The 20,562-nt window shown below is 75.3% G+C and carries 19 protein-coding genes; 8 read left to right on the top strand and 11 right to left on the bottom strand.

The window, feature by feature from the left end; genetic code table 11:
• Positions 1-20 precede the first annotated feature (20 nt).
• Positions 21-2,627: a DEAD/DEAH box helicase gene (locus ACPYO4_RS04540; RefSeq protein WP_425708029.1), complete on the top strand. Its 2,607-nt coding sequence runs from the start codon at positions 21-23 to the stop codon at positions 2,625-2,627.
• 75 nt (positions 2,628-2,702) lie between these two features.
• Here ACPYO4_RS04540 and ACPYO4_RS04535 read toward each other — a convergent pair whose 3' ends face one another.
• The 7 genes from ACPYO4_RS04535 to ssd form a co-directional block, all read right to left on the bottom strand.
• Positions 2,703-3,122: an Rv3654c family TadE-like protein gene (locus ACPYO4_RS04535; protein ID WP_425708028.1), complete on the bottom strand. Its 420-nt coding sequence runs from the start codon at positions 3,120-3,122 to the stop codon at positions 2,703-2,705.
• Complete coding sequence (locus ACPYO4_RS04530; RefSeq protein ID WP_425708027.1) at positions 3,119-3,460, bottom strand: TadE family type IV pilus minor pilin; 342 nt, start codon at positions 3,458-3,460, stop codon at positions 3,119-3,121. The genes ACPYO4_RS04535 and ACPYO4_RS04530 overlap by 4 nt, the downstream gene beginning before the upstream one ends.
• A gap of 155 nt (positions 3,461-3,615) precedes the next feature.
• A complete protein-coding gene (locus ACPYO4_RS04525; RefSeq protein ID WP_425708026.1) occupies positions 3,616-3,834 on the bottom strand; it encodes a DUF4244 domain-containing protein in 219 nt (72 codons plus the stop codon).
• 213 nt (positions 3,835-4,047) lie between these two features.
• A complete protein-coding gene (locus ACPYO4_RS04520; protein ID WP_425708025.1) occupies positions 4,048-4,596 on the bottom strand; it encodes a type II secretion system F family protein in 549 nt (182 codons plus the stop codon).
• The gene (locus ACPYO4_RS04515; protein ID WP_425708024.1) at positions 4,593-5,504 is read right to left on the bottom strand and encodes a hypothetical protein; all 912 of its coding nucleotides are present in this window, start codon (positions 5,502-5,504) and stop codon (positions 4,593-4,595) included. Before ACPYO4_RS04515 ends, ACPYO4_RS04520 begins: the two co-directional genes overlap by 4 nt.
• The gene (locus ACPYO4_RS04510) at positions 5,501-6,859 is read right to left on the bottom strand and encodes a TadA family conjugal transfer-associated ATPase (RefSeq protein ID WP_425708023.1); all 1,359 of its coding nucleotides are present in this window, start codon (positions 6,857-6,859) and stop codon (positions 5,501-5,503) included. Before ACPYO4_RS04510 ends, ACPYO4_RS04515 begins: the two co-directional genes overlap by 4 nt.
• A complete protein-coding gene (gene ssd / locus ACPYO4_RS04505) occupies positions 6,856-7,830 on the bottom strand; it encodes a septum site-determining protein Ssd (protein WP_425708022.1) in 975 nt (324 codons plus the stop codon). Before ssd ends, ACPYO4_RS04510 begins: the two co-directional genes overlap by 4 nt.
• Positions 7,831-8,156: 326 nt before the next feature.
• On the opposite strand from ssd, the gene ACPYO4_RS04500 reads away from it, so the two are divergent.
• The 3 genes from ACPYO4_RS04500 (at position 8,157) to acs (ending at position 12,898) form a co-directional block, all read left to right on the top strand.
• Complete coding sequence (locus tag ACPYO4_RS04500; protein ID WP_425708021.1) at positions 8,157-9,152, top strand: hypothetical protein; 996 nt, start codon at positions 8,157-8,159, stop codon at positions 9,150-9,152.
• A 116-nt stretch (positions 9,153-9,268) separates the two neighbouring features.
• Positions 9,269-10,858 carry a hypothetical protein gene (locus ACPYO4_RS04495; RefSeq protein WP_425708020.1) on the top strand — a complete coding sequence of 530 codons (1,590 nt, stop codon included), beginning with the start codon at positions 9,269-9,271 and terminating at the stop codon, positions 10,856-10,858.
• Positions 10,859-10,915: 57 nt separating this feature from the next.
• Complete coding sequence (gene acs, locus ACPYO4_RS04490) at positions 10,916-12,898, top strand: acetate--CoA ligase (protein WP_425708019.1); 1,983 nt, start codon at positions 10,916-10,918, stop codon at positions 12,896-12,898.
• A gap of 8 nt (positions 12,899-12,906) precedes the next feature.
• Here the strand turns inward: acs and nth are convergent, their stop codons facing one another.
• Positions 12,907-13,587, bottom strand: a complete 681-nt coding sequence (gene nth / locus ACPYO4_RS04485; protein WP_425708018.1) for an endonuclease III — start codon at positions 13,585-13,587, stop codon at positions 12,907-12,909.
• 110 nt (positions 13,588-13,697) lie between these two features.
• Here nth and ACPYO4_RS04480 point away from each other — a divergent pair, with 110 nt between their 5' ends.
• A complete protein-coding gene (locus ACPYO4_RS04480) occupies positions 13,698-14,375 on the top strand; it encodes a Crp/Fnr family transcriptional regulator (RefSeq protein ID WP_425708017.1) in 678 nt (225 codons plus the stop codon).
• A gap of 86 nt (positions 14,376-14,461) precedes the next feature.
• Positions 14,462-15,871: a mycothione reductase gene (mtr, locus tag ACPYO4_RS04475; protein ID WP_425708016.1), complete on the top strand. Its 1,410-nt coding sequence runs from the start codon at positions 14,462-14,464 to the stop codon at positions 15,869-15,871.
• A 61-nt stretch (positions 15,872-15,932) separates the two neighbouring features.
• Here mtr and ACPYO4_RS04470 read toward each other — a convergent pair whose 3' ends face one another.
• Genes ACPYO4_RS04470 through ACPYO4_RS04460 form a run of 3 tightly spaced genes read right to left on the bottom strand, consistent with a single transcriptional unit; the run spans position 15,933 to position 16,913 of the window.
• Positions 15,933-16,403 carry a RidA family protein gene (locus ACPYO4_RS04470; RefSeq protein WP_425708015.1) on the bottom strand — a complete coding sequence of 157 codons (471 nt, stop codon included), beginning with the start codon at positions 16,401-16,403 and terminating at the stop codon, positions 15,933-15,935.
• Entirely contained in the window at positions 16,403-16,564 is a 162-nt protein-coding gene (locus ACPYO4_RS04465) for a DUF4177 domain-containing protein (protein ID WP_425708014.1), read from the bottom strand. The genes ACPYO4_RS04470 and ACPYO4_RS04465 overlap by 1 nt, the downstream gene beginning before the upstream one ends.
• Positions 16,565-16,586: 22 nt before the next feature.
• On the bottom strand, positions 16,587-16,913 hold the full coding sequence (locus ACPYO4_RS04460; RefSeq protein ID WP_425708013.1) for a WhiB family transcriptional regulator: 327 nt from the start codon (positions 16,911-16,913) through the stop codon (positions 16,587-16,589).
• 207 nt (positions 16,914-17,120) lie between these two features.
• Between ACPYO4_RS04460 and ACPYO4_RS04455 the strand changes: the two genes are divergently transcribed.
• Both ACPYO4_RS04455 and ACPYO4_RS04450 read left to right on the top strand, forming a co-directional pair.
• Positions 17,121-19,565: a transglycosylase domain-containing protein gene (locus ACPYO4_RS04455; protein WP_425708012.1), complete on the top strand. Its 2,445-nt coding sequence runs from the start codon at positions 17,121-17,123 to the stop codon at positions 19,563-19,565.
• Entirely contained in the window at positions 19,565-20,560 is a 996-nt protein-coding gene (locus tag ACPYO4_RS04450) for a metallophosphoesterase (protein ID WP_425708011.1), read from the top strand. The genes ACPYO4_RS04455 and ACPYO4_RS04450 overlap by 1 nt, the downstream gene beginning before the upstream one ends.
• Positions 20,561-20,562 lie beyond the last annotated feature (2 nt).

The following is a 20,562-nucleotide window of genomic DNA, read 5'->3' as shown; positions in this document are numbered from 1 at the left end:
GTACGGCGCAGAATGTCCCGGTGACCTCACTCGTCGACCTCCTGCGCCGCGTGGGCGCCGAGGACGACCGGCTGGTCCACCTCGAGCACCTGCCGGCCCGTCCCGCCCGCACGGCCGACTGGCCGTCGTGGGCCGACCCCGATCTCGTGGCCGGCTACCGCCGGCTGGGCGTGGCGCTGCCGTGGACCCACCAGGTGACCGCCGCGCAGGCCGTCCACGAGGGAAGGCACACGGCGGTGGCGACCGGCACCGGCTCCGGCAAGTCGATGGCCGTGTGGCTTCCCGTGCTGTCCGCGGTACGCGCGGGCGCGCTCGCCGCCGTGGGCCCTTACGCGGGGTCGATCGCGCGGCACACACGTCGGCCGACGGCTCTGTACCTGGCGCCGACCAAGGCCCTCGCGCACGACCAGGCCACCGCGCTCGAGGGCCTGCTCGCGGCGAGCTCGCTGACCTCGGTGCGGGTGGCCACGTGCGACGGCGACACCCCGGACACCGAGCGTGACTGGGCGCGCGAGCACGCCGACGTCGTGCTCACCAACCCGGACTTCGTCCACTACTCCGTGCTCCCGTCGCGGCGCCGCTGGGAGCGGGTCCTGCGCGGGCTGTCGGTCGTGGTGGTCGACGAGGCGCACGCGTACCGGGGCGTCCTCGGCGCTCACGTGGCGCTCGTCGTGCGGCGGCTCCTGCGGGTCGCGCGGCACCTCGGCGCCGATCCGGCGGTCGTCTGCCTGTCCGCGACCAGCGCGGAGCCCGGCGTCGCCGCCGCCCGGATCATCGGCACGTCGACCGACGAGGTCGTCGTGGTCGACGACGACGCCTCGCCGGCGGGCGACCGCTACCTCGCGCTGTGGCAGCCGGCCCCGGCCGACCGGTGGGGGGCCGGAATCGCCTCGTCCGGGTCCGCGTCCTCGGAGCCCTCGCGCGTCGGCGCCGCGCCCGCGGCGGCGGCCACGTCCCCGGGCGGGCCGCCGGTCCCCCTCGTCGACGACGCGCCGCGCGGCGACAGCGACGACGACCCGTGGGCACTCCCCGCGGACGCGGTGGCGGCCGAGGAGGAGGTGCTCGACCGCGCCGAGGTCGACGAGGTCGAGCGCAGGTCGGCGCTCGCGGAGTGCGCCGAGCTCGTCGCCGACCTCGTGCCCGCCGGTGCCCGGACGCTGGCGTTCGTCCGGTCCCGTCGCGGCGCGGAGGCCCTGGCCGAGTCGGCTCGCCGACACCTCGCGCTCGTCTCGCCCGCCCTCGTGGACACGGTCCGTGCCTACCGCGGGGGCTACCTCCCCGAGGAGCGTCGTGCGCTGGAGGCCCGGCTACGCTCGGGCGAGGTGCTCGCGATGGCGACGACCAACGCGCTCGAGCTGGGCATCGACGTCTCGGGGCTCGACGCGGTCCTGCTGTGCGGGTGGCCCGGCTCGCGCGCCTCGATGTGGCAGCAGGCGGGGCGCGCCGGGCGCGCGGGGGCCGACGGCGTGGCCGTGCTCGTGGCCTCGGCCGACCCGCTGGACTCCTTCCTCGTCCACCACCCCGAGGCCGTGCTCGGGGAGCCGGTCGAGGCCACGGTGTTCGACCCGTCCAACCCCCACGTCCTCGCGCCCCACCTGTGCGCCGCGGCCGCCGAGCTGCCGCTGACGGCCGAGGACCTCGCGCTGTTCGGCATCGAGGACGAGCGCGGGCGCGCGCTCCTCGACCACCTCGTCGACACGCTCGGGCTGCTGCGGCGCCGCCCCACCGGCTGGTACTGGGACGTGGCGAACACCGTGCGTGCCCAGGACCTCACCTCGCTGCGCGGCAGCACCGAGCGGCAGGTCCAGATCGTCGAGTCCGCGACGGGCACCGTGCTGGGGACCGTCGACGCCGGCAACGCCGACACCACGGTCCACCCCGGCGCGGTGTACGTCCACCAGGGCCGGGTCCTGCTGGTGGAGACCCGGGTCGACGACGTCGCGATGGTCACCGACGGCGCCCACCTGCCGTACCGGACGCGCGCCCGGAGCAGCTCGAGCGTCCGGTTCCTGTCCGAGGAGGCCGTGGTCGAACGCGGCGGAGTGCGCTGGTCGACCGGCGAGGTCGAGATCACCGGGCAGGTCGACTCGTTCGTACGCTACCGCGTGCCCGACCAGCGGCAGATCGGGGTCGAGCAGCTCGATCTCGACGCGCGCACGTTCCGCACGGTCGGCACGTGGTGGACCCTCGACGAGGCCGCCCTCGAGGCGGCGGGCGTCGACCCGGGCCGGCTCGGCGGGGCGCTGCACGCGGCCGAGCACGCATCGATCGGCATGCTCCCGCTGCTCGCGACGTGCGACCGGTGGGACATCGGGGGCCTGTCCACCGAGGCCCACGACCAGACCGGCCGGCCCACCGTGGTCGTGCACGACGGCTTCCCGGGCGGAGCAGGGTTCGCGCGCCGCGGCTTCGACGCATCGGTGGAGTGGGTACGCGCCACCCTGGAGACCGTGCGGACGTGCCCGTGCGTCGCCGGGTGCCCGCGCTGCGTGCAGTCGCCGAAGTGCGGCAACGGCAACTCCCCGCTGGACAAGGCGGGAGCGATCGCGCTCCTCACCGTCCTCGCAGGCGCCGCCGAGCGGCACCCGGAGGCGGAGGCTTACGCGCCCCCGACCGGCGACCTCTGACTGGCGCTCCCTCCGCCCGGGCACCGCGCGCCCACCGCACGTGGCGGGCGCACTCACCGCACGGGGCCGGCGCACTCACCGCACGGGGCCGGCGCGGGCGTGAGCCACCGCGTCGTAGGTCCCGAACACGCCGAGCTCCACGAGCACCGTCGCCGACACGACGACCTCCTCGCCCTCCACCTCGCACGACACCGTGGCGGCCTCGTTGAGGCCCACCACCCCGGTCGACCGCGCGCACGCCTCGGCCGGTGCGGCGCCGTGCTGGAGCGCACCGGCGGCGGCCAGGGAGCCGAGGTCGGCGGCGCCCTGGGCCTCCTGCCGGGCGACCTGGACGCGGGCCAGCGCGAGCACACCGACCAGGAGGAGGAGCATGGACGCGACGACGCCCGCGACGAGGACGGTCGCCGCACCGTGCTCGCGGTCCCGGTCGACGACCCGCGCGGCCTCTCGGCCCCGGACCCTCCCGGCAGGCGGCCCGGAACCCGGGGCACTCACGGCGAGCCCTCTCCGACGAGCGCCTCCTCCGGGACCGCGCTCGCGCTGGCGATGACCCGACCACCGACGAGCGAGAGCGGACCCGGGTACGGCGCCACGACCGTGACGACGACGAGGCCGTCGTCCTGCGCCACCGTGACGTTCGCGTCGTCGGGCGCCAGGCGCTGGGCGTGGTCGACGACCACCTGGGAGCTCTCCCCGGCGGCGGCGGCCCGCGCGCCGGCCTGGGCCGCGTCGGTGGCGCGGATGTGCGCGGCCCCAGTGGCGATCGCCGAGAGGACGAGCAGGAGGACGAGGGCGACGGCGGGCAGGACGGTCGCGAGCTCGGCCGTGACCATGCCGCGCTCGTCCGGTCCGGGCCGGTGGGACGCGGCGCCGGCCGCCCGGTGACGCGAGGACCGGCCCGTCCGACGGAACCCGGCCTCGTCCGTCCGGCGGGGCGCGGCCGGGGGCCGGGCATGGTGCCCGGCCCCCGGCTGTGCGTGCGTGGTCATCAGACCCCGAGCGCCCGCGTGATGAGCCCGGTCACCATCGAGATGACGGCGTCGCCGTTGAGGATCCCGATGAGCGCCGCGGCGAGGCCGGCCGCCGCGACCGTGCCGATGGCGTACTCGGCGGTCGCCATCCCCGCCTCGGGATCCTCCGCCGCGCGTCCGTGCCGTGCACGAAGGGTGGTGGTGAGGCGGTGAGCCGCCTGGGTGATCGTGTGCATGTCGTCGTCCTTCCCCGGTTCGTCCCGGTGTGCGCCCGACCCGGTGCCGGGCTCGCGGGACCAGGCTGCCGAGGCGGTGTGCCGGCCCGCTCCGGGACGGTCGGGGCCTGTGCATCCATGCGCACGACGGATACCTGTGGAACCCGCGTCGCGCGAGCTGTCCCGCGCTCGGGGCGCCGTGGCCGGCGCTCTGCACCGCGCGGCACGCGGCCCTCATCGCCCGAGCAGGTCGAGCCCCGCGCCGAGGACCACGGGCAGGATCCCGAGCAGGACGAAGGCGGGCAGGAAGCACAGTCCGAGCGGGAGGACGAGGCGGACGCCTAGTCGCGCCGCGGCCTCCTCGGCCGCCCGGGCCCGGTCCGCCCGCAGCGTCTCGGCCCGCATCGTCAGCAGCGGTCCCGGGTCGGCGCCGTCGTTCCAGGCGGGCTCGAGGCAGTCGGCCAGCGCCCGCGCGTGGGCGGGCGCGCCGGCCCACGCCTCCTCCCACGACGCACCGAGCAGGAGGAGGTCTCCGGCCGGGCGCAGCGCCCGGGCGGTGCTCCCGTCGCCGATCTCGGTCAGGGCACCGCCGAGGGCGCGCAGCGCGCCGGGCACGGAGCTGCCGGCCGCGAGGGCCGCCCCGCACAGGTCGAGCAGGACGGCGGGGTCGAGGGCGAGTCCGGGCAGGCTCGGTCCGCGTCGCCGTTCAGGAACGGCGACCGGGCGGGTCAGCAGCCACGGGGCGACGGCCGCGACGGCGAGCAGGAGCAGATGGACACTCATGCGTCGGCCGTCTCGGCCCGGCGCTCCTCGCGGAGCACCCAGCACCAGCCGCCGACGAGGAACGCCGTGCCGACCACGAGGCACACGGTGCCGAGCCCGCCGTCGAGCAGGACCCCGACCGGGTCCGCCCCGACCGCGGCACCGAGAAGCAGCCCCAGGAGGGGGAGCCAGCCGAGCAACCTGCCGGTCGCTCGCGGCCCGGCGAGCGCGACGGTACGCGCCCCGGCAGCGCGCGCCGACTCGGCGATGCCGACGGCGCTGCGGTCGAGGATCTCCGCCAGCGGCGCACCGGTGGCACGCGTGACGCGGCAGGCCGCGACGACCCCCGCCAGCGCGCCGCGGGCCGAGGCCCGCTCCGCCCGGTTGCCGAGCCGTGGCCCGGCCCGGCGGCCCGCGCCCGGCCGCCCCGCGGACCGCGGACCGCCGCCGAGCCGACCGGCGAGGTCGAGGAGCGCGACGGGGACGCCGCTCTCGTCGAGCTCGGCGCCGGCCCCGAAGGTCTCGCCCGCGGCAGCGCCGGCCGAACGCGCCGCGCCGACGGGCGCCACACCCTCGACGGCACCGGCGGCCCCGGCGCGAGAGAGCTCCCCGTCGGACGAACGAGCCACGACGACCCCCGCGTCACCCCCACGCCCGGCGGGCTCGCCACGGGGCGGGAGACCGGACCGGCGCAGCGCGGCGGTCCAGGCCCGCCCCGGGTCCGAACCGGCACGCAGCCGCATGGCGACCTCGGACACCAGCAGGCCGGGATCGAGCTGCACGGGCCGGTGCCGCCGCCTGCGCCGTGTCAACGGGGCCGCGGGACCGACGGCGCGACGCGCAGGTCGCCGCACGCGCCTGGGCGGCGGCGCGAGGAGCGCGACGGCGAGCAGCACGAGCACGCCGGCGAGCAGGACACCGGACGTCATGCCCCGGTCCTCACCCGTGCCCGGTCGGCGCGCCGACCGGGTTCCGCACGTGCCCCGTCCGTCCGTGCGTCCTCGCCCACCGCGGTCCGGGCCCGCGCCCGTCCTGCCCGCGCCTGCCCGGTCCGCCCACCGTCGGCGCCGACCGGGGACCGGTCATGGCCGTCGTCCTCCGCCGAGACCGCGGCGAGGGCGGCGGCCACGACGTCGTCGCCGACCCGGTGCGCGAGGCGGTCGACCCCGGGGCCACCCGTCACCCGTCCGTCCGGCGCGACCGTCAGCGCGTCGACGCAGTCCAGCTGTGCTCCGGACCGGACGAGCACGCCGACCTGGGCGACGTGCCGGCGTCCGTCGGACCGCCGCAGGTGCACCACGGCGTCGATCCCGGAGGCGGCCTGCGCGGCGAGCGTGGACTCGGTCATCCCGGCGAGCGCCGCGAGCGCGACGAGGCGGCTGGGCACGTCCTGCGCCGTGTTCGCGTGCACCGTCGCCCACCCGCCCTCGTGGCCCGTGTTGAGCGCGCCGAGGACGTCACGGACCTCGGCTCCGCGGCACTCGCCGAGCACGATGCGGTCCGGCCGCATCCGCATCGCGGCCCGCACGAGGTCGGCCAGCGTGACCTCGCCGGCCATCTGGACGTTGGGTCGGCGGACCTGGAGATGGACGACGTGCGGGTGCGCGGGGCGCAGCTCGACCGAGTCCTCGAGGCAGACGATGCGCTCGCGGTGGTCGGCGAGTCCGAGGAGCGCGGCGAGCATCGTGGTCTTGCCCGTACCGGTGGCCCCGGAGAGCACGACGTTGGCCCGGCTGCGCACGAGGGCTTTCAGGACGGGTGCGACGTGCGCGGGCACCGCGCCCAGGCCGACGAGGTCCGCCAGCGACAGCGTCCGGTCCCGGAAGGTGCGCAGGGAGATCGTCGTCCCGTCCGCGGCGAGCGGCGGGAGGACGGCGTGCAGCCGCGTCCCGTCGGGCAGCGTGCCGTCGACGACGGGCGCGGCATCGTCCAGCCGCCGGCCGCACGCGGCCGCGAGCCGGGTCGCGAGCCCCCGCACGGCGCTCTCGTCGCCGAGCACCCGACGCGGGTCGGGCACCGGGACGAGCCCCTCGCCGCGGTCCGCCCACACGCCCGAGGGGCCGTTGACGAGGACGTCGGTGACGTCGGGAGCGGCCAGGAGGGGGGCGAGCAGGGTGCCCGCACCGAGCAGCTCGGCACGCAGGTCGTGCTCGAGGCGCAGGAGCGTGCCGGAGCCGAGGGCACCGACCGTACCGGCGTCGAGAGCCTCGGTGACGTTCCGCCCGGCGGCGACCTCGGCGCGCACCCAGGAGGCACCGGACACCGACGCGGGTCGCGCCCTCACGGGAGAAGCCCCAGCGCGTCCGCGACCTCCTCCGCGGCGGCGCGCAGCGGCCCGCGCCGCGCCCCGGGGACGACCCCGTGCTCGACGCCCGCGTCGAGGGTGCGTACGTGGCGTACGACGCCACGCAGCGGCAGCCCGCAGGCCTCTGCCACGTCGGACGCGAGGACGTCCTCACCGCTGCGCCGGCGCACGACCAGCGAGATCTCCGGGCCGCCGGAGGACCTCGCGAGCGCTCGTGCCGCGGCTGCCGCGGCGGCACCGCCGCGCAGCCCGGCGCTCGCCGTCAGCACCAGGTGGTCGAGGTCGTCGATCAGCGACGGGCGGGAGTCCTGAGCGCGGAAGAGGACGGTACGCGGCAGGTCGAGGACGACGACCTCGGCGGCCTGGGCGACGGCGCGCACGGCCCGGGCCACGACGGGCTCGTCGACGTCGGCACCCCCGCGCAGGTCGCCCCCGAGGAGGCGGACGTGCTCGAACGCGGGAAGGGAGGTGGCGAGTCGCTCGGGCAGCAGCGTGCCCTCCTGGCGCCGGAGGTCCGCCCACCGCGTCCCCGGGTCGCGCTCGAGGCCCGTAAGGAGCTCGACGACGCCTCCGGCCGGGTCGAGGTCGACGAGCGAGACGGGGATCCCGGCGCGCACCGGCACGCTCGCGAGCGCCACCGCGAGCATCGTCGCCCCCGAGCCCCCGTGGGCACCCACGACCCCCACGCGGGTCGCCCGTGCGGGCACCGCGCCGAGCAGCAGGTCCAGCAGCCGTTCCTCATCCCTGGGGACCTGCAGGCGGGCCCCTACCTCCGGGCCCGCGACCACCACCAGCTCGCCCGAGCCGACGTCGTCGAGGACGATCGCCGCGCCGCGCCAGTCGTCGCTCACGCGCACGCCACCCAGCTCGCCGAGCCGCCGCACCGCGTCCCGGCCGGCCGAGTCCGGCGCCCCTCCCCGCACGGCCACGACCGCCGTCGTCCCACCCATGGTCACCCTCCGTCCGCGGCACGGGATGCGCCGTCGGAACCGACGCTGCCGCACCCGACCGGGCGCTCGCCCTGGACCTGTGGACCACGACTCGTCGTCATGCCCTGTGGACCGGCGACGGGGCCCGCGGGGAACGGCGACGGCCTCCGTGGCGACCGGGGGTGGGCGCCCGCGGGGACCGCGGCGGCCCGACTACCCTGGTGCCGACTCGTCCGACCCGCGGGCGCCCGACCGGAGGCCAGAGCTCGATGTCGTCGCCGTCCGGACCCGCTCCCACGCCGGTGTCCGCGGAGACTCCCGAGGACGCCGGGGCCACGGACGGTTCCGTGCCCCGCGCGAGGGCCGGGGCCACCTCGGCGGGTCGTGCCCGGCGGCGTCGGCCCTACCGGCGTCGCACGCGGCTGCCCCAGCACGCGTGGGCCGTCGTGTTCGCCGTCCTTCTCGTCCCCGGCACGCTCGGCGTCCTCGCCGTGCTGCCGTGGGCCTCGGCCCGGGTGGTGGCGACCTCCGGCACCGACGGTGCCCTCGGACCCATGGCCGCGCTGCTGGCTCTCACGCTGGCCGCCCTCGTGCTCAGCTGGCTCGTCGGCTGGGCGACCGCCGTGTTCTCGTCCGTGACGGCCTGGCTCTACGCGCTCGGCGGCTGGCTGGTCGTCTCGCTCTCGGCCGACCGTCTCGCCGAGGCGGACCCGCCCGCCGCGTTCAGGCGGGCCGCCGACGGGTTGCACGTGCTCGCCGAGCACGGGACCGCCACCGTCGCGGTCGTCCTGGTGGCCGGTGTCGCGATCGGCACCTCGATCGCGCGCCGGGCCGGTCGCTCCGACGAGCGCGCCGAGGCCACCACCGGGCACGAGCGTTCCCGCCGCGGGGACCACGTCCTGGCGACCGCGCCCGCCGTGGTGCTCGGCGCCGCCGGTGCGTGGTTCGTCGCGCTCGCCTCGCCCGGGCGTCCCGAGGGCGACGGCTGGGGGTCGTGGCTGCTGCTCCTCGGCGCCGTGCTCCTGGCGGCGTGCGCCGCGACGTCGGGGATCTCCTCGATCGGGGGGCAGGTCGCCGGCGGGCTCCTCGTGGTTCTGTGCCTGCTGCACACGTCGTTGCTCGGCACCGGGCCGGTCCCCGTGGACCTCGACCCGGGCCAGTCCTCGAGCGCCCTCGCCGACGGCACGCTCCTCACGCTCGGTATCGCCCTGGCGATGGGGACGTCCGGCGCACACTGGGCGCGCCGGTCGGGCAAGCGGTACGAACGCACCGAGATGGCCATCGCGCAGGTCTCCCGCACGGGCGGTCCCGCCGCCCGTCGCACCCCTCGCCGCCCCGTGTGACGCGCGCAACGCGCCGGGGCGCCTCCGCGGCGCGCGCGAGATGCGGCCGTAGCGTGGCGGGAGACAGGTGGGAGGCCGTCCCGCCACGCCCACGTCATGTCGAGGAGGCAGTCACGGTGACGGACAACCCGACCACGGACGGGTCGCGCACGTCGGCCGACGAGGAGCTGGCCGCGGCGCGTCGCCGCGCGCTGCTGCCCACCTCCTCCCCCGACCGGTTCCAGCCTCGCCCGGGTCCGGAGGAGACCGGGGCGCCCGCGGCCGAGGTCGACGACGACGCCGCCACCGAGCGGGATGCCACCGAGCGGGATGCCACCGAGCGGGATGCCACCGAGCGGGATGCCACCACCGAGCGGGATGCCGCCGCCGAGCACGCGGCCGGTACCGACGGCCGCGAGCCCGAGCGGACCGAGGCAGCACCCGCGGAGCCCGACCCCGCCGACCGGGCCCACGCCGACGACGTCGACACCGTCGTGGTCGCCGACGACGCAGACCCGGCAGCGCCGCACGGCGCCACCGGCAGCGGCGCACGGGCCGCCCGACCGGACGACACGTCGGTCACGGCCCCGCCGCCCCCGACCGGCGAGGAGACCGCCGAGGACGAGGTCGACGCCGAGTCCTGGGACGCCGCGTTCGCCTCCGGCGGCGACGGCGTGCCGACGGCGGCCGAGCACCCCGCCGACGCACCCGACACGGACCCGCAGACCGCTGACGCACGCGACGCGGACGCGCACTCCGCGGACACGGACGGCGCGCCCTCCTCCGGCACCACCACCGACGGCGCGCCCACGACCACCACCGCACCCACCACCACCGCCGCTCCGGCGGACGACGAGGACGACGAGGCCTGGACGCCGCTGTTCGCCGCCTCGCGCGCGGCGGCCGCCCGCAGCGCCGGCTCGGCCGACGCGGCGCAGGGGCACGCGCCCGACTCCGCCGTGCCCACGACCACCACTCCTGACGCCCCGGGCTCCGACGGCACGGCCACGACCAGGCTCGCCGCCGGCGGAGCCGCCCGCAGCGGTCGCGGCGGCAGCACGCCCGAGTCGAGGGCGGCGGCGTCCACCGCGGGTGCGACCGCAGCGGGTACGACCGCCGCCGGCACCGCGGCGGGCTCGACGACCACCGGCCGGAAGGACCAGGGACTGCCCGACACCTGGGACGGCGACGCCCCGCAGGACGCCCCGCCGAGCCGGGGCGCGGGCACGCACGTCTGGGTCCTGCTCGTCTCCCTCGTCCTGGCCCCCGTGGCCTGGTACCTCGTCGCCGACGCCGGGGCGCGCCTCTCCAACGGCGAGAGCACCGCCTGGGTGACCGGCGACGTCGTCGCCGAGCACGTGGCCGAGCTCGGCGCCGGTGCGGTCCTCGTCCTGCTCCTCGTCCTCCTCGCCCGCGTCAGCTCGCTCGGCGCCTGGGTGTGGGGCATCGTCGGGACCGTGCTCGGCGCGGCCTGGCTCGTCGTCCCGGGTCCCCTGTCCGACCTGCTCGACCCGGTCCTCGACGGCCTGACGAACCTGTCCGGCGTCGAGTCGCTGGGCGAGAACATCGCCGCGCACCTCGTGACGGACGGCACGTCCGGGCGCCTTCTCATGTACGGGCTCGCGCTTCTCGGCGTCGCCATCGCCACCCACGGGGCTCGCCGGGCGGGCCGTGCGGAGGGCGTCTTCGTCGCGGAGGAGCGGCGCGCCACCCGCCCCCGGGGCTAGGCTCGTACCCGGACACGGAACCGGGCCCGCAGGGCCCGCAACGGCGAAGGGGCCCCGATGACGACCGACGAGACGACCGGCGGAGTGGACAACCTGCTCACCGAGACGCGCACGTTCGCACCCGACCCGGAGTTCGCCGCCCAGGCGAACGCAGGGGCCGACCTCTACGACACTGCCGCCGCCGACACCGACGCGTTCTGGCTCGACCAGGCGCGCGACCTGCTCACCTGGCGCACCGAGCCCACGCAGTCCCTCGACTGGTCGGGCGCCCCGGTGGCCCGCTGGTTCGCGGACGGCACCCTCAACGCGTGCGAGAACGCCGTCGACCGGCACGTCGCGGCCGGGCACGGCGACCGGGTGGCCATCCACTTCGAGGGCGAGCCGGGCGACCGGTACGACCTCACGTACGCCGAGCTGCTCGAGCAGGTATCGCGCGCCGCCGGAGCGCTGGAGGCCCTCGGCGTCACGACCGGCGACCGCGTGGCGATCTACCTGCCGATGATCCCCGAGGCCGTGGTCGCGATGCTCGCCTGCGCACGCATCGGCGCCGTCCACTCCGTGGTCTTCGGCGGGTTCTCCGCCGACGCCCTCCACTCCCGGATCATCGACGGCGACGCGCGGCTCGTCGTCACCGCCGACGGCGGCTGGCGCCGCGGCAAGCAGCTCCCCCTCAAGCGGGCGGTCGACGACGCGCTCGCCAAGGGCGGCACGAACGTCGAGCACGTCCTCGTCGTGCGCCGTACCGGCCAGGAGACCGACTGGACCGAGGGTCGCGACGTCGAGTGGGCCGAGGCGCTGGCCGCGGCCCCGGCGGAGCACGAGCCCGTCGCCGTCGAGGCCGAGCACCCCCTGTTCCTCCTCTACACGTCCGGCACGACCGGGAAGCCCAAGGGCATCCTCCACACGACCGGCGGATACCTCACCCAGTCGCAGTACACGTTCCACAACGTGTTCGACCACAAGGCCGGGCAGGACGTCTTCTGGTGCACCGCCGACGTCGGGTGGGTCACCGGGCACTCCTACGTCGTCTACGGACCGCTGTCCGACGGCGTCACGCAGGTCCTGTACGAGGGCACCCCGGACACCCCGCACCAGGGCAGGTGGTGGGAGATCGTCGAGCGGTACGGCGTGACCCTCCTCTACACCTCGCCGACCGCGATCCGCACGTGCATGAAGTGGGGCGAGGACGTCCCGGGGAAGTTCGACCTGTCGAGCCTGAGGCTGCTCGGCACCGTCGGTGAGCCCATCAACCCCGAGGCGTGGATGTGGTACCGCCGCGTCATCGGCGCCGAGCGCACGCCCGTGGTCGACACGTGGTGGCAGACCGAGACCGGCGCGATCATGATCGCGCCGCTGCCGGGCGTGACCTCGACGCAGCCCGGCTCGGCCACGAAGCCCCTGCCGGGCATCTCCGCGGAGATCCTCGACGACGCCGGCAAGGCCGTCACCGACGGCCAGGGGGGCTACCTCGCGCTGACCGCGCCGTGGCCGGCGATGACCCGTGGCATCTGGGGCGACGAGCAGCGGTTCGTCGACACGTACTGGTCGCGCTTCCCGGGCAGCTACTTCGCGGGCGACGGCGCGCGCAAGGACGACGAGGGCGACATCTGGTTCCTCGGCCGCGTCGACGACGTGATGAACGTGTCCGGCCACCGCCTGTCCACCACGGAGATCGAGTCCTCCCTCGTCTCGCACCCGAAGGTCGCCGAGGCCGCCGTCGTCGGAGCGAAGGACGACACGACCGGCCAGGCCGTCGTCGCGTTCGTCATCCTGCGCGGCGACGCGCTCCAGGAGGCCGACGAGCCCGGCGAGGGGTCCGACGTCGTCGGCGAGCTGCGCGCGCACGTCGCCGCCCAGATCGGACCGATCGCCCGGCCGCGGACGCTCCACGTGGTCGCCGAGCTGCCGAAGACCCGCTCGGGGAAGATCATGCGCCGCCTGCTGCGCGACGTCGCCGAGGGCCGCGACGCCGGCGACGTGACCACGCTCGCCGACACCTCGGTGATGGACCAGATCACCCGGGGGATGCAGCAGGACTGACCGCGGGGCTACGCGACCCCGACCCGGGGGCACAGCCCGCGCAGGACGCACGACCCGCACGCCGGGGCGCGCGACGTGCACACGGCCCGGCCGTGGGCGATGAGCCGGTGGCACGCGAACGTCCAGTCCCGCTCGGGCAGCGCCCGGGCGAGGTCCTTCTCGACGGCGGGCGACGACGTCTCCCGGCTGAGGCCGAGCCGCCGGGCGAGCCGGCCGACGTGCGTGTCCACGGTGATCGCCGGGACGTCGAAGGCGTTGCCGAGGACGACGTGCGCGGTCTTGCGGCCCACGCCCGGCAGGGCGACCAGGGCGTCACGGTCCGGCGGGACCTCGCCGGCGTGGTCGTGGACCAGCGCGGCGGCGAGCCCGACGAGCTGGGTGGCGCGGCGGGCCTGGAAGCCGAGCGTGCGGACCACCTCCCGGACCTCGTCGGGGTCCGCGCCCGCGAGGTCCTCGGGCGTGGGCCAGCGGCGGAACAGCTCGGGGGTGACGGTGTTGACCCGCTCGTCGGTGGTCTGCGCCGACAGGACGGTGGCGACGAGCAGCTCGAACGGACCGGAGTGGTCGAGCGCGCAGCGGGCGTCCGGGTAGGCGCGGGCGAGCACGGCGTCGACCTCCCGGCCGTACTCGTCGCCCTCGCCGTCGCCCCGGGGCGCCTCCCCGGCCGTCTGCGCAGATCCCCGGACCACGTCCCGATGCTAGGTCGCGGCGAGGCTCGGTGCCTTGGATCACAGAGAATGGCAGGATAGGGAGGTAGTGCCCCGAGGTACTGCCCGCCGCGAGAAGAAGGAGAAGCGCCGTGGATGGTGACGTCATCGACTCGGTCCCCCTGTTCGAGGACCTCGAGGAGGCCGACCGCGCCGCCCTCTTGCAGGTCATGGGGCAGATCAAGCTGCGCCGTGGCGAGATCCTGTTCCGAGAGGGGGAGCCGGGCGACCGCCTGTACATCCTGATCGACGGCAAGGTGAAGGTGGGGCACCGTTCGGCCGACGGCCGCGAGAACCTGCTCGCCGTGCTCGGTCCGGGCGAGCTGCTCGGCGAGCTCACCCTGTTCGATCCGGGACCGAGGTCGACGACGGCGACCGCCGTCGCGCCGACCCGCATGCTGGTGCTCGAGCACCGGGACCTCATGGAGTACGTCGACACCCGCCCCGGCCTGGGCAAGCGGCTCCTGCGCTCGCTCGCGCAGCGGCTGCGCCGCACCAACACCGCGCTCGGCGACCTCGTCTTCTCCGACGTGCCCGGCCGCGTGGCCAAGGCCCTGCTCGACCTCGCCGACCGCTTCGGCGAGTCGACCTCCGAGGGCGTCCACGTCCCGCACGACCTCACTCAGGAGGAGCTCGCCCAGCTGGTCGGCGCCTCCCGCGAGACGGTCAACAAGTCGCTCGCCGACTTCGTCTCCCGCGGCTGGATCCGCCTCGAGGGCCGCGCCGTCCTGCTCCTCGACATCGAGCGTCTGCGCCGCCGCGCCCGCTGACCCCGACGGCCCCGCCCCGGTCCGTGCGTCCCACGGCCCGGGGCGCCGTCGTGGGGACGCCTGCCGACACCCGCCGAGGAGCTCACGTGAATCTGCCTGCCGACGCCATCAGCGTCGACGCCCACTACGACCTCGTCGTCCTCGGCGCCGGCTCCGGGAACTCGATCCCCTCCCCCGAGCTCGACGACCGGTCGATCGCCATCGTCGAGGAGGGACGGTTCGGGGGCACCTGCCTCAACGTCGGCTGCATCCCCACGAAGATGTACGTATACGCCGCCGACGTCGCGTTGGAGACCGCCGGGGCCGGCCGGCTCGGCCTGGACGCCGAGGTTACCTCCGTCGACTGGCCCGGCATCGTCTCGCGCGTGTTCGAGCAGCGGATCGACCCGATCGCCGCCGGCGGCGAGGAGTACCGCCGCGGACCGCGCACGCCGAACATCGACGTCTACGACCAGCACGCCGTCTTCGTCGGCGAGCGCACGCTGCGCACCGGGCAGGGGGCCGAGCAGAGGATCATCTCCGGCGACCAGATCGTGGTCGCCGCGGGCTCGAGGCCGGTGGTCCCCGACGCGATCGCGGCCTCGGGCGTGCACCTGCACACCAACGAGGACATCATGCGGCTGCCGGACCTGCCGCGCTCCGTCGTCATCGTCGGCGGCGGATTCATCGCCATGGAGTTCGCCCACGTCTTCGACGCCCTCGGGTCGCGGGTCACGATCGTCTCCCGCTCACCGCTCCTGCGGCACCTCGACGCCGACCTCGGTGAACGCTTCAACGACCTGGCGCGGGCCCGGTTCGACCTGCGCGAGGGGCGCACCGTCGTCGGGGCCGAGCAGTTGGCGGACGGCGTAAGCCTGCGCCTCGACGACGGCACGACGGCGGACGCGCAGGTCCTGCTCGTGGCGACCGGCCGCACGCCGAACGGCGACCGCCTCGACCTCGCGGCCGGCGGCATCGAGACGCTCGACGACGGGCGGCTCGCGGTCGACGAGTTCGGCCGATCGACGACCGCGCCGGGCGTGTGGGCGCTCGGTGACGTCTCCTCGCCGTACATGCTCAAGCACGTGGCCAACGCCGAGGCGCGGGTGATCCACCACAACCTGCTCCACCCGGACGACCTGCGGCGCCTGCCACACGACCACGTCCCCGCCGCCACGTTCACGCACCCGCAGATCGCCACCGTCGGCATGACCGAGGAGCAGGCGAGGGCCGCGGGGCACGACGTGACGGTCAAGGTGCAGAGCTACGGGGACGTGGCCTACGGGTGGGCCATGGAAGACACCACCGGCATCGTCAAGCTCGTGGCGGACCGCAGCACCCGCCGGCTGCTGGGGGCCCACTACATGGGCCCGCAGGCCTCGACCCTCGTCCAGCAGATGATCACGGTCCTCGCGTTCGACCTCGACCTGCGCGAGGTCGCGCGGAACCAGTACTGGATCCACCCCGCCCTGCCGGAGGTCACCGAGAACGCGCTGCTGGGCCTCGACCTGAGCTGACGCGCCCGGCGCGCGGCGGGTCGCGTCCTCGTCGGGGCCGGCCGTGCGCCGACCGGCCGGCTCAGTCCTCCTCGGGCGAGAGCTCGACGAGGAGCTCGACCTCCACCGGGACGCCGAGCGGCAGCACGGCGACGCCGACGGCCGAGCGCGCGTGCCGGCCGAGGTCCCCGAAGATCTCGCCGAGCAGCTCGGAGGCGCCGTTGACGACCTGCGGCTGGCCGGTGAAGCCCGGCGCCGAGGCGACGAAGCCGGTCACCTTGACGACGCGGGCGACCGCGTCGAGGGAGCCGGCGAGCGAGCGGACGGCGGCGAGCGCGTTGAGGGTGGCGGTCCGTGCCGCGGCGTACGCGTCCTCGGCGGAGACCTCCGCGCCGACCAGGCCGAGGTGGGTCGGCTCGCCGCCGACGACCGGCAGCTGGCCGGAGGTCTGGACGTGCGTTCCGGTGCGGACGGCGGGCACGTAGGCCGCGACCGGGGTCGCCACGGCAGGGAGCTGGATCCCGAGCTCGACGAGCCGGGCCTCCGCGCCCATCAGGCGCTCGTGGGGCGCTTGAGGTAGGCCACCGGGTTCGTGGTGCCCTCGGGGCCCGGGACGATCTGGACGAGCTCCCAGCCGTCGGCCCCCCACTGGTCGAGGATCGCCTTGGTCTGGTGGCTGATGAGCGGGATGGTCGCGTACTCCCAGGTAGTCATGCGCCGATCCTAGAGGGGTGCGTCAGGTCGTGGCACGCGCCATGAGCAGGCGCGGGGCCTCGGCCTGCCGGAGCTGGGCGATGACGGCGTCGTCCTCGCGGCGCAGCGCCTCGCTCCACGAGGTGACGGCGGGGTACCGGCGCTGCAGCGCGCGACGCTCGCGCTCGGTCAGGCCGCCCCAGACGCCCTGGACCGGGCCCGCCTCGAGGGCGTCGGCCAGGCACTCGAGTCGGACGGGACAGGCGAAGCACACGGACCGGACCTGCCGCTGTGCGGGGCCCTCGGCGAAAAGGACGTCGGGGTCCAGATCAGCGCACGCTGCCCTCATCGTCCAGCTTGCGTCACTCAACGCGTCACACCTTTCTTTGCCTCATCGTGTCGCGACGCACCGGGACGGACGTTGCCGGAACGAAACGCGACGCGCCGAAGTTAGCCCGAATTCCTGGGTTATGGGAAGACCCTCGGGCTGAGGTGAGACGAAATCGCCACGAAGACCTCGCTCGTGAGTGACCTGGCTTGCACCGCTGCAGGTGGCTCGCTGCGTACCCTGACGCCCATGAGTCGCAGCTCCTCACGATCCCGCCGCGCGCTGCGCGTGGACCAGGCGCTCGTCACGCTTCTCGCGTTCCTCCTGGTCTCGATCATGGGGGGGCTGCTCGGTGCCGCGCTCGTCATGCCCGCCGTGGCTACGACCGGCCAGGTCACGCGCGCCGGCACGGAGCTGTTCAGCGACCTGCCGGCCGAGCTCGGCATCCCCGAGCCCTCGGAGCGGTCGACGATCCTGGCCTCCGACGGCACGGTGCTGAGCACGTTCTACGCGGAGAACCGGATCATCGTCGAGTCGGAGGCCATCGACAACGACATGCGCAACGCCGTGGTCGCCATCGAGGACGAGCGGTTCTACCAGCACAACGGCGTCGACCTCCAGGGCATCATGCGCGCCACCGTCAACAACCTCACGGGTGGCGCGCTCGCCGGTGCCTCCACCCTCACGCAGCAGTACGTGAAGAACCTGCTCATCGAGCAGGGCCGGCGCTCGGGCGACGCCGAGGCGATCGAGGGCGCGACCGAGACGTCGCTGGGACGCAAGCTCCGCGAGGCCCAGCTGGCCATCGCGCTCGAGCAGCAGCAGTCGAAGGACGAGATCCTCACCGGCTACCTCAACATCGCGCAGTTCGGTCCGTCGGTCTACGGCGTGGAGTCCGCGGCGCAGCACTACTTCAACCACTCGGCGGCGGACATGAGCGTGGCCGAGTCCGCGCTCCTCGCGGGCATCACGCAGTCCCCCGCGCGCTGGGACCCGGTCGCGCACCCGGACAACGCCCAGGTCCGCCGTGACCTCGTCCTCGACAACATGCTGCGCCTGGAGTTCATCACCGAGGAGCAGCACGCCGAGGCGATCGCCACCCCCGTGGAGGAGATGCTCGACGTCACCTACACCCAGAACGGGTGCGGGGCCGCCGGCAACGCCGCCTACTTCTGCGACTACGTCGTCAAGGACCTCCTGGCGAACGAGGAATGGGGCGAGTCCCTGGCCGACCGTCAGGCGATGCTCTACCGCGGCGGCCTGACCATCACCACCACGCTCGACCTCGACCGGCAGGCCGCGGCCTACGAGACCGTGACGGCGAACGTCCCCGTCACCGACCCGTCCGACATCCGCATGGCCCTCACGTCGATCGAGCCCGGCACGGGCCGGATCCAGGCGATGGTCCAGAACACGAACTACGGACCACCGACGGAGACCGACCAGGACGCCACGCTCATCAACCTCAACGTCGGCACGGACCGCGGTGGCGGCAACGGCTTCCTCACCGGCTCGTTCTTCAAGGTCTTCACGCTCACCGAGTGGGTGGACGAGGGGCACTCGATCAACGACCGGGTCAACGCCACCGATCGCGAGTTCCGGCGCGCGGAGTGGAACATCTCCTGCATGCCCGAGGTGGCCGACGACTACGATCCGGGCAACCTCGAGAGCGGCCTGGGCGCGGCGCGCGGCCTCGTGACGGTCCTCGACGCGACCGCACGGTCGATCAACACCCCGTTCATCGAGATGGGCACGCAGCTCGACCTGTGCGGCATCATCGACACCGCCGCCGCGATGGGTGTGGACGCCCAGGCCAACGGCGACCCGATGGTCCCGCGCCCCTCGATGCTGCTCGGCACGAACCAGAACACCCCGATCCAGATCGCCGAGGCCGTCGCGACGCTCGCCGCCGAGGGCGTGCACTGCGACCCGGTGGCGATCCTCGCGGTCACCGACAGCGCCGGCAACGACGTTCCCCTCCCGCCCGCGAGCTGCGAGGAGGCGCTCGCCCCCGAGGTGGCGGCCGAGGTGACGACCGCGCTCGAGTCGGTGGTGCAGCCGAACTCGACCGGCTCGAACGCCGTCCTGCCCGACGGGCGGCCGGCGGCCGGGAAGACCGGCACGGCCAACCTCGACGCCGCCGCGTGGTTCGCCGGCTACACCCCCCAGCTCGCCTCGGCGATCTGGATGGGGCACATCGACTCCAACGAGTCGATGTTCGACTCCACGATCAACGGGCAGTTCCACGAGGAGGTCTACGGCGGCCTGTACCCGGCGATGGTGTTCTCCGAGTACACCGCCCGGGCGCTCGAGGGCGAGCCCGTCCTCCAGTTCCCCGACCGGACGACGAACCGGCCCTCGACCGCCGACGACGATGACGACGACGCACCCGGCGTCAACGTGCCCGATGTCGTCGGGTACTCGGTCGACGACGCCACGACCCTGCTCGAGCGCGCCGGCTTCACCGTGAGCGTGGGCGCCGAGCGCCCCTCGGAGTGGCGCGCGGGCGGCGTGGCTGCGAGCAGCCCCGCGTCGGGCTCGTCCGCTCCGCGCGGGTCGGTCGTCAACATCTACCCCTCGTCCGGCCCGCCGAGCGAGGAGCCGGCCTCCGAGCCTCCGACCACGGAGGAGCCCTCGCCGTCCGACCCACCGTCGGACGACGAGACCGAGGCGCCGTCCGGCGGGGACGACTGATGGCGGGGGCCTGGCGAGGTGTCGCCAGGAGTGTCGGGCGCAGCGCCGCCCGGATCGGCCGGAACGCGTGGCCGTACGCGCTGGCCGCCGTGCCGGCGGGGGTGGCGACCTGGTCGGTGGCGGAGACCCGGATGTTCACGCTGCGCCACGACCGCGTGACCACGCTCGCGGCGGGCAACGAGCCGCTGCGGGTCCTGCACCTGTCCGACCTGCATCTCCTGCCCACCCAGCGCGCCAAGCTGCGCTGGCTGCGCTCCCTGAAGGACGTCGAGGTCGATCTCGTCGTGCTCACGGGCGACCTCATCGCCTCGCCGGACGCGATCGAGCCGCTGCGCCAGGCGCTCGGCGGTTTCCTCGACGTCCCCGGGTTCTTCGTCCTCGGCTCCAACGACTACACCGCGCCGAGGTGGCGCAACCCGCTGCGCTACCTCACGGGCCCCTCGTCCGAGGACGAGGCGGAGACCGACGAGACGCCGCTCCCGACCGACGAGCTGCGGGCCATGCTCACGTCGGGCTCCTGGACCGACCTGACGAACCGGCGGGACGAGGTCGAGGTGCGCGGCGTGCGGGTGACCGCCGTCGGCGTCGACGACGCCCACCTCGATCGCGACCGCTTCCCCGACCGGGCCGCGGCGACCGAGGCAGAGGACCGCGTGCCGACCGTGCACCTCGGCGTGACGCACGCGCCGTACACGCGGGTGCTCGACGCGATGGCCGACGACGGGTGCGACCTCATCCTGGCCGGGCACACGCACGGCGGGCAGGTCCGCGTGCCGCTCTACGGGGCGCTCGTGACCAACTCCGACCTCGACACGGGCCGGGCGTCCGGCCTGCACGGCTGGCCCGGTGCTCGCCCCGACCGCAGGGGCGGCGAGGTCTCGACCTGGCTGCACGTCTCCGCCGGGCTCGGGACCAGCCCCTACGCGCAGGTGCGGTTCGCGTGCCGGCCCGAGGCGACCGTGCTCACGCTCGTGCAACCGCGCGGCGAGGGCTGACC

It is taken from the genome of Georgenia sp. Z1491, assembly GCF_049856175.1.
Lineage (GTDB): Bacteria > Actinomycetota > Actinomycetes > Actinomycetales > Actinomycetaceae > JB111.
Note: the sequence above shows the minus strand (reverse complement) of the source record. Positions and strands in the feature narration are given on the sequence as shown.

What these genes read in the sequence shown, in the direction of transcription:
- ACPYO4_RS04455 (WP_425708012.1), top strand. Translation starts at nt 17,121, where the DNA reads ATGAGTCGCAGCTCCTCACGATCCCGCCGCGCGCTGCGCGTGGACCAG.
- ACPYO4_RS04450 (WP_425708011.1), top strand. Translation starts at nt 19,565, where the DNA reads ATGGCGGGGGCCTGGCGAGGTGTCGCCAGGAGTGTCGGGCGCAGCGCC.
- ACPYO4_RS04520 (WP_425708025.1), bottom strand. Translation starts at nt 4,596, where the DNA reads ATGAGTGTCCATCTGCTCCTGCTCGCCGTCGCGGCCGTCGCCCCGTGG.
- ssd (WP_425708022.1), bottom strand. Translation starts at nt 7,830, where the DNA reads ATGGGTGGGACGACGGCGGTCGTGGCCGTGCGGGGAGGGGCGCCGGAC.
- ACPYO4_RS04525 (WP_425708026.1), bottom strand. Translation starts at nt 3,834, where the DNA reads ATGCACACGATCACCCAGGCGGCTCACCGCCTCACCACCACCCTTCGT.
- ACPYO4_RS04530 (WP_425708027.1), bottom strand. Translation starts at nt 3,460, where the DNA reads ATGGTCACGGCCGAGCTCGCGACCGTCCTGCCCGCCGTCGCCCTCGTC.
- ACPYO4_RS04465 (WP_425708014.1), bottom strand. Translation starts at nt 16,564, where the DNA reads ATGACTACCTGGGAGTACGCGACCATCCCGCTCATCAGCCACCAGACC.
- ACPYO4_RS04515 (WP_425708024.1), bottom strand. Translation starts at nt 5,504, where the DNA reads ATGACGTCCGGTGTCCTGCTCGCCGGCGTGCTCGTGCTGCTCGCCGTC.
- acs (WP_425708019.1), top strand. Translation starts at nt 10,916, where the DNA reads ATGACGACCGACGAGACGACCGGCGGAGTGGACAACCTGCTCACCGAG.
- ACPYO4_RS04470 (WP_425708015.1), bottom strand. Translation starts at nt 16,403, where the DNA reads ATGGGCGCGGAGGCCCGGCTCGTCGAGCTCGGGATCCAGCTCCCTGCC.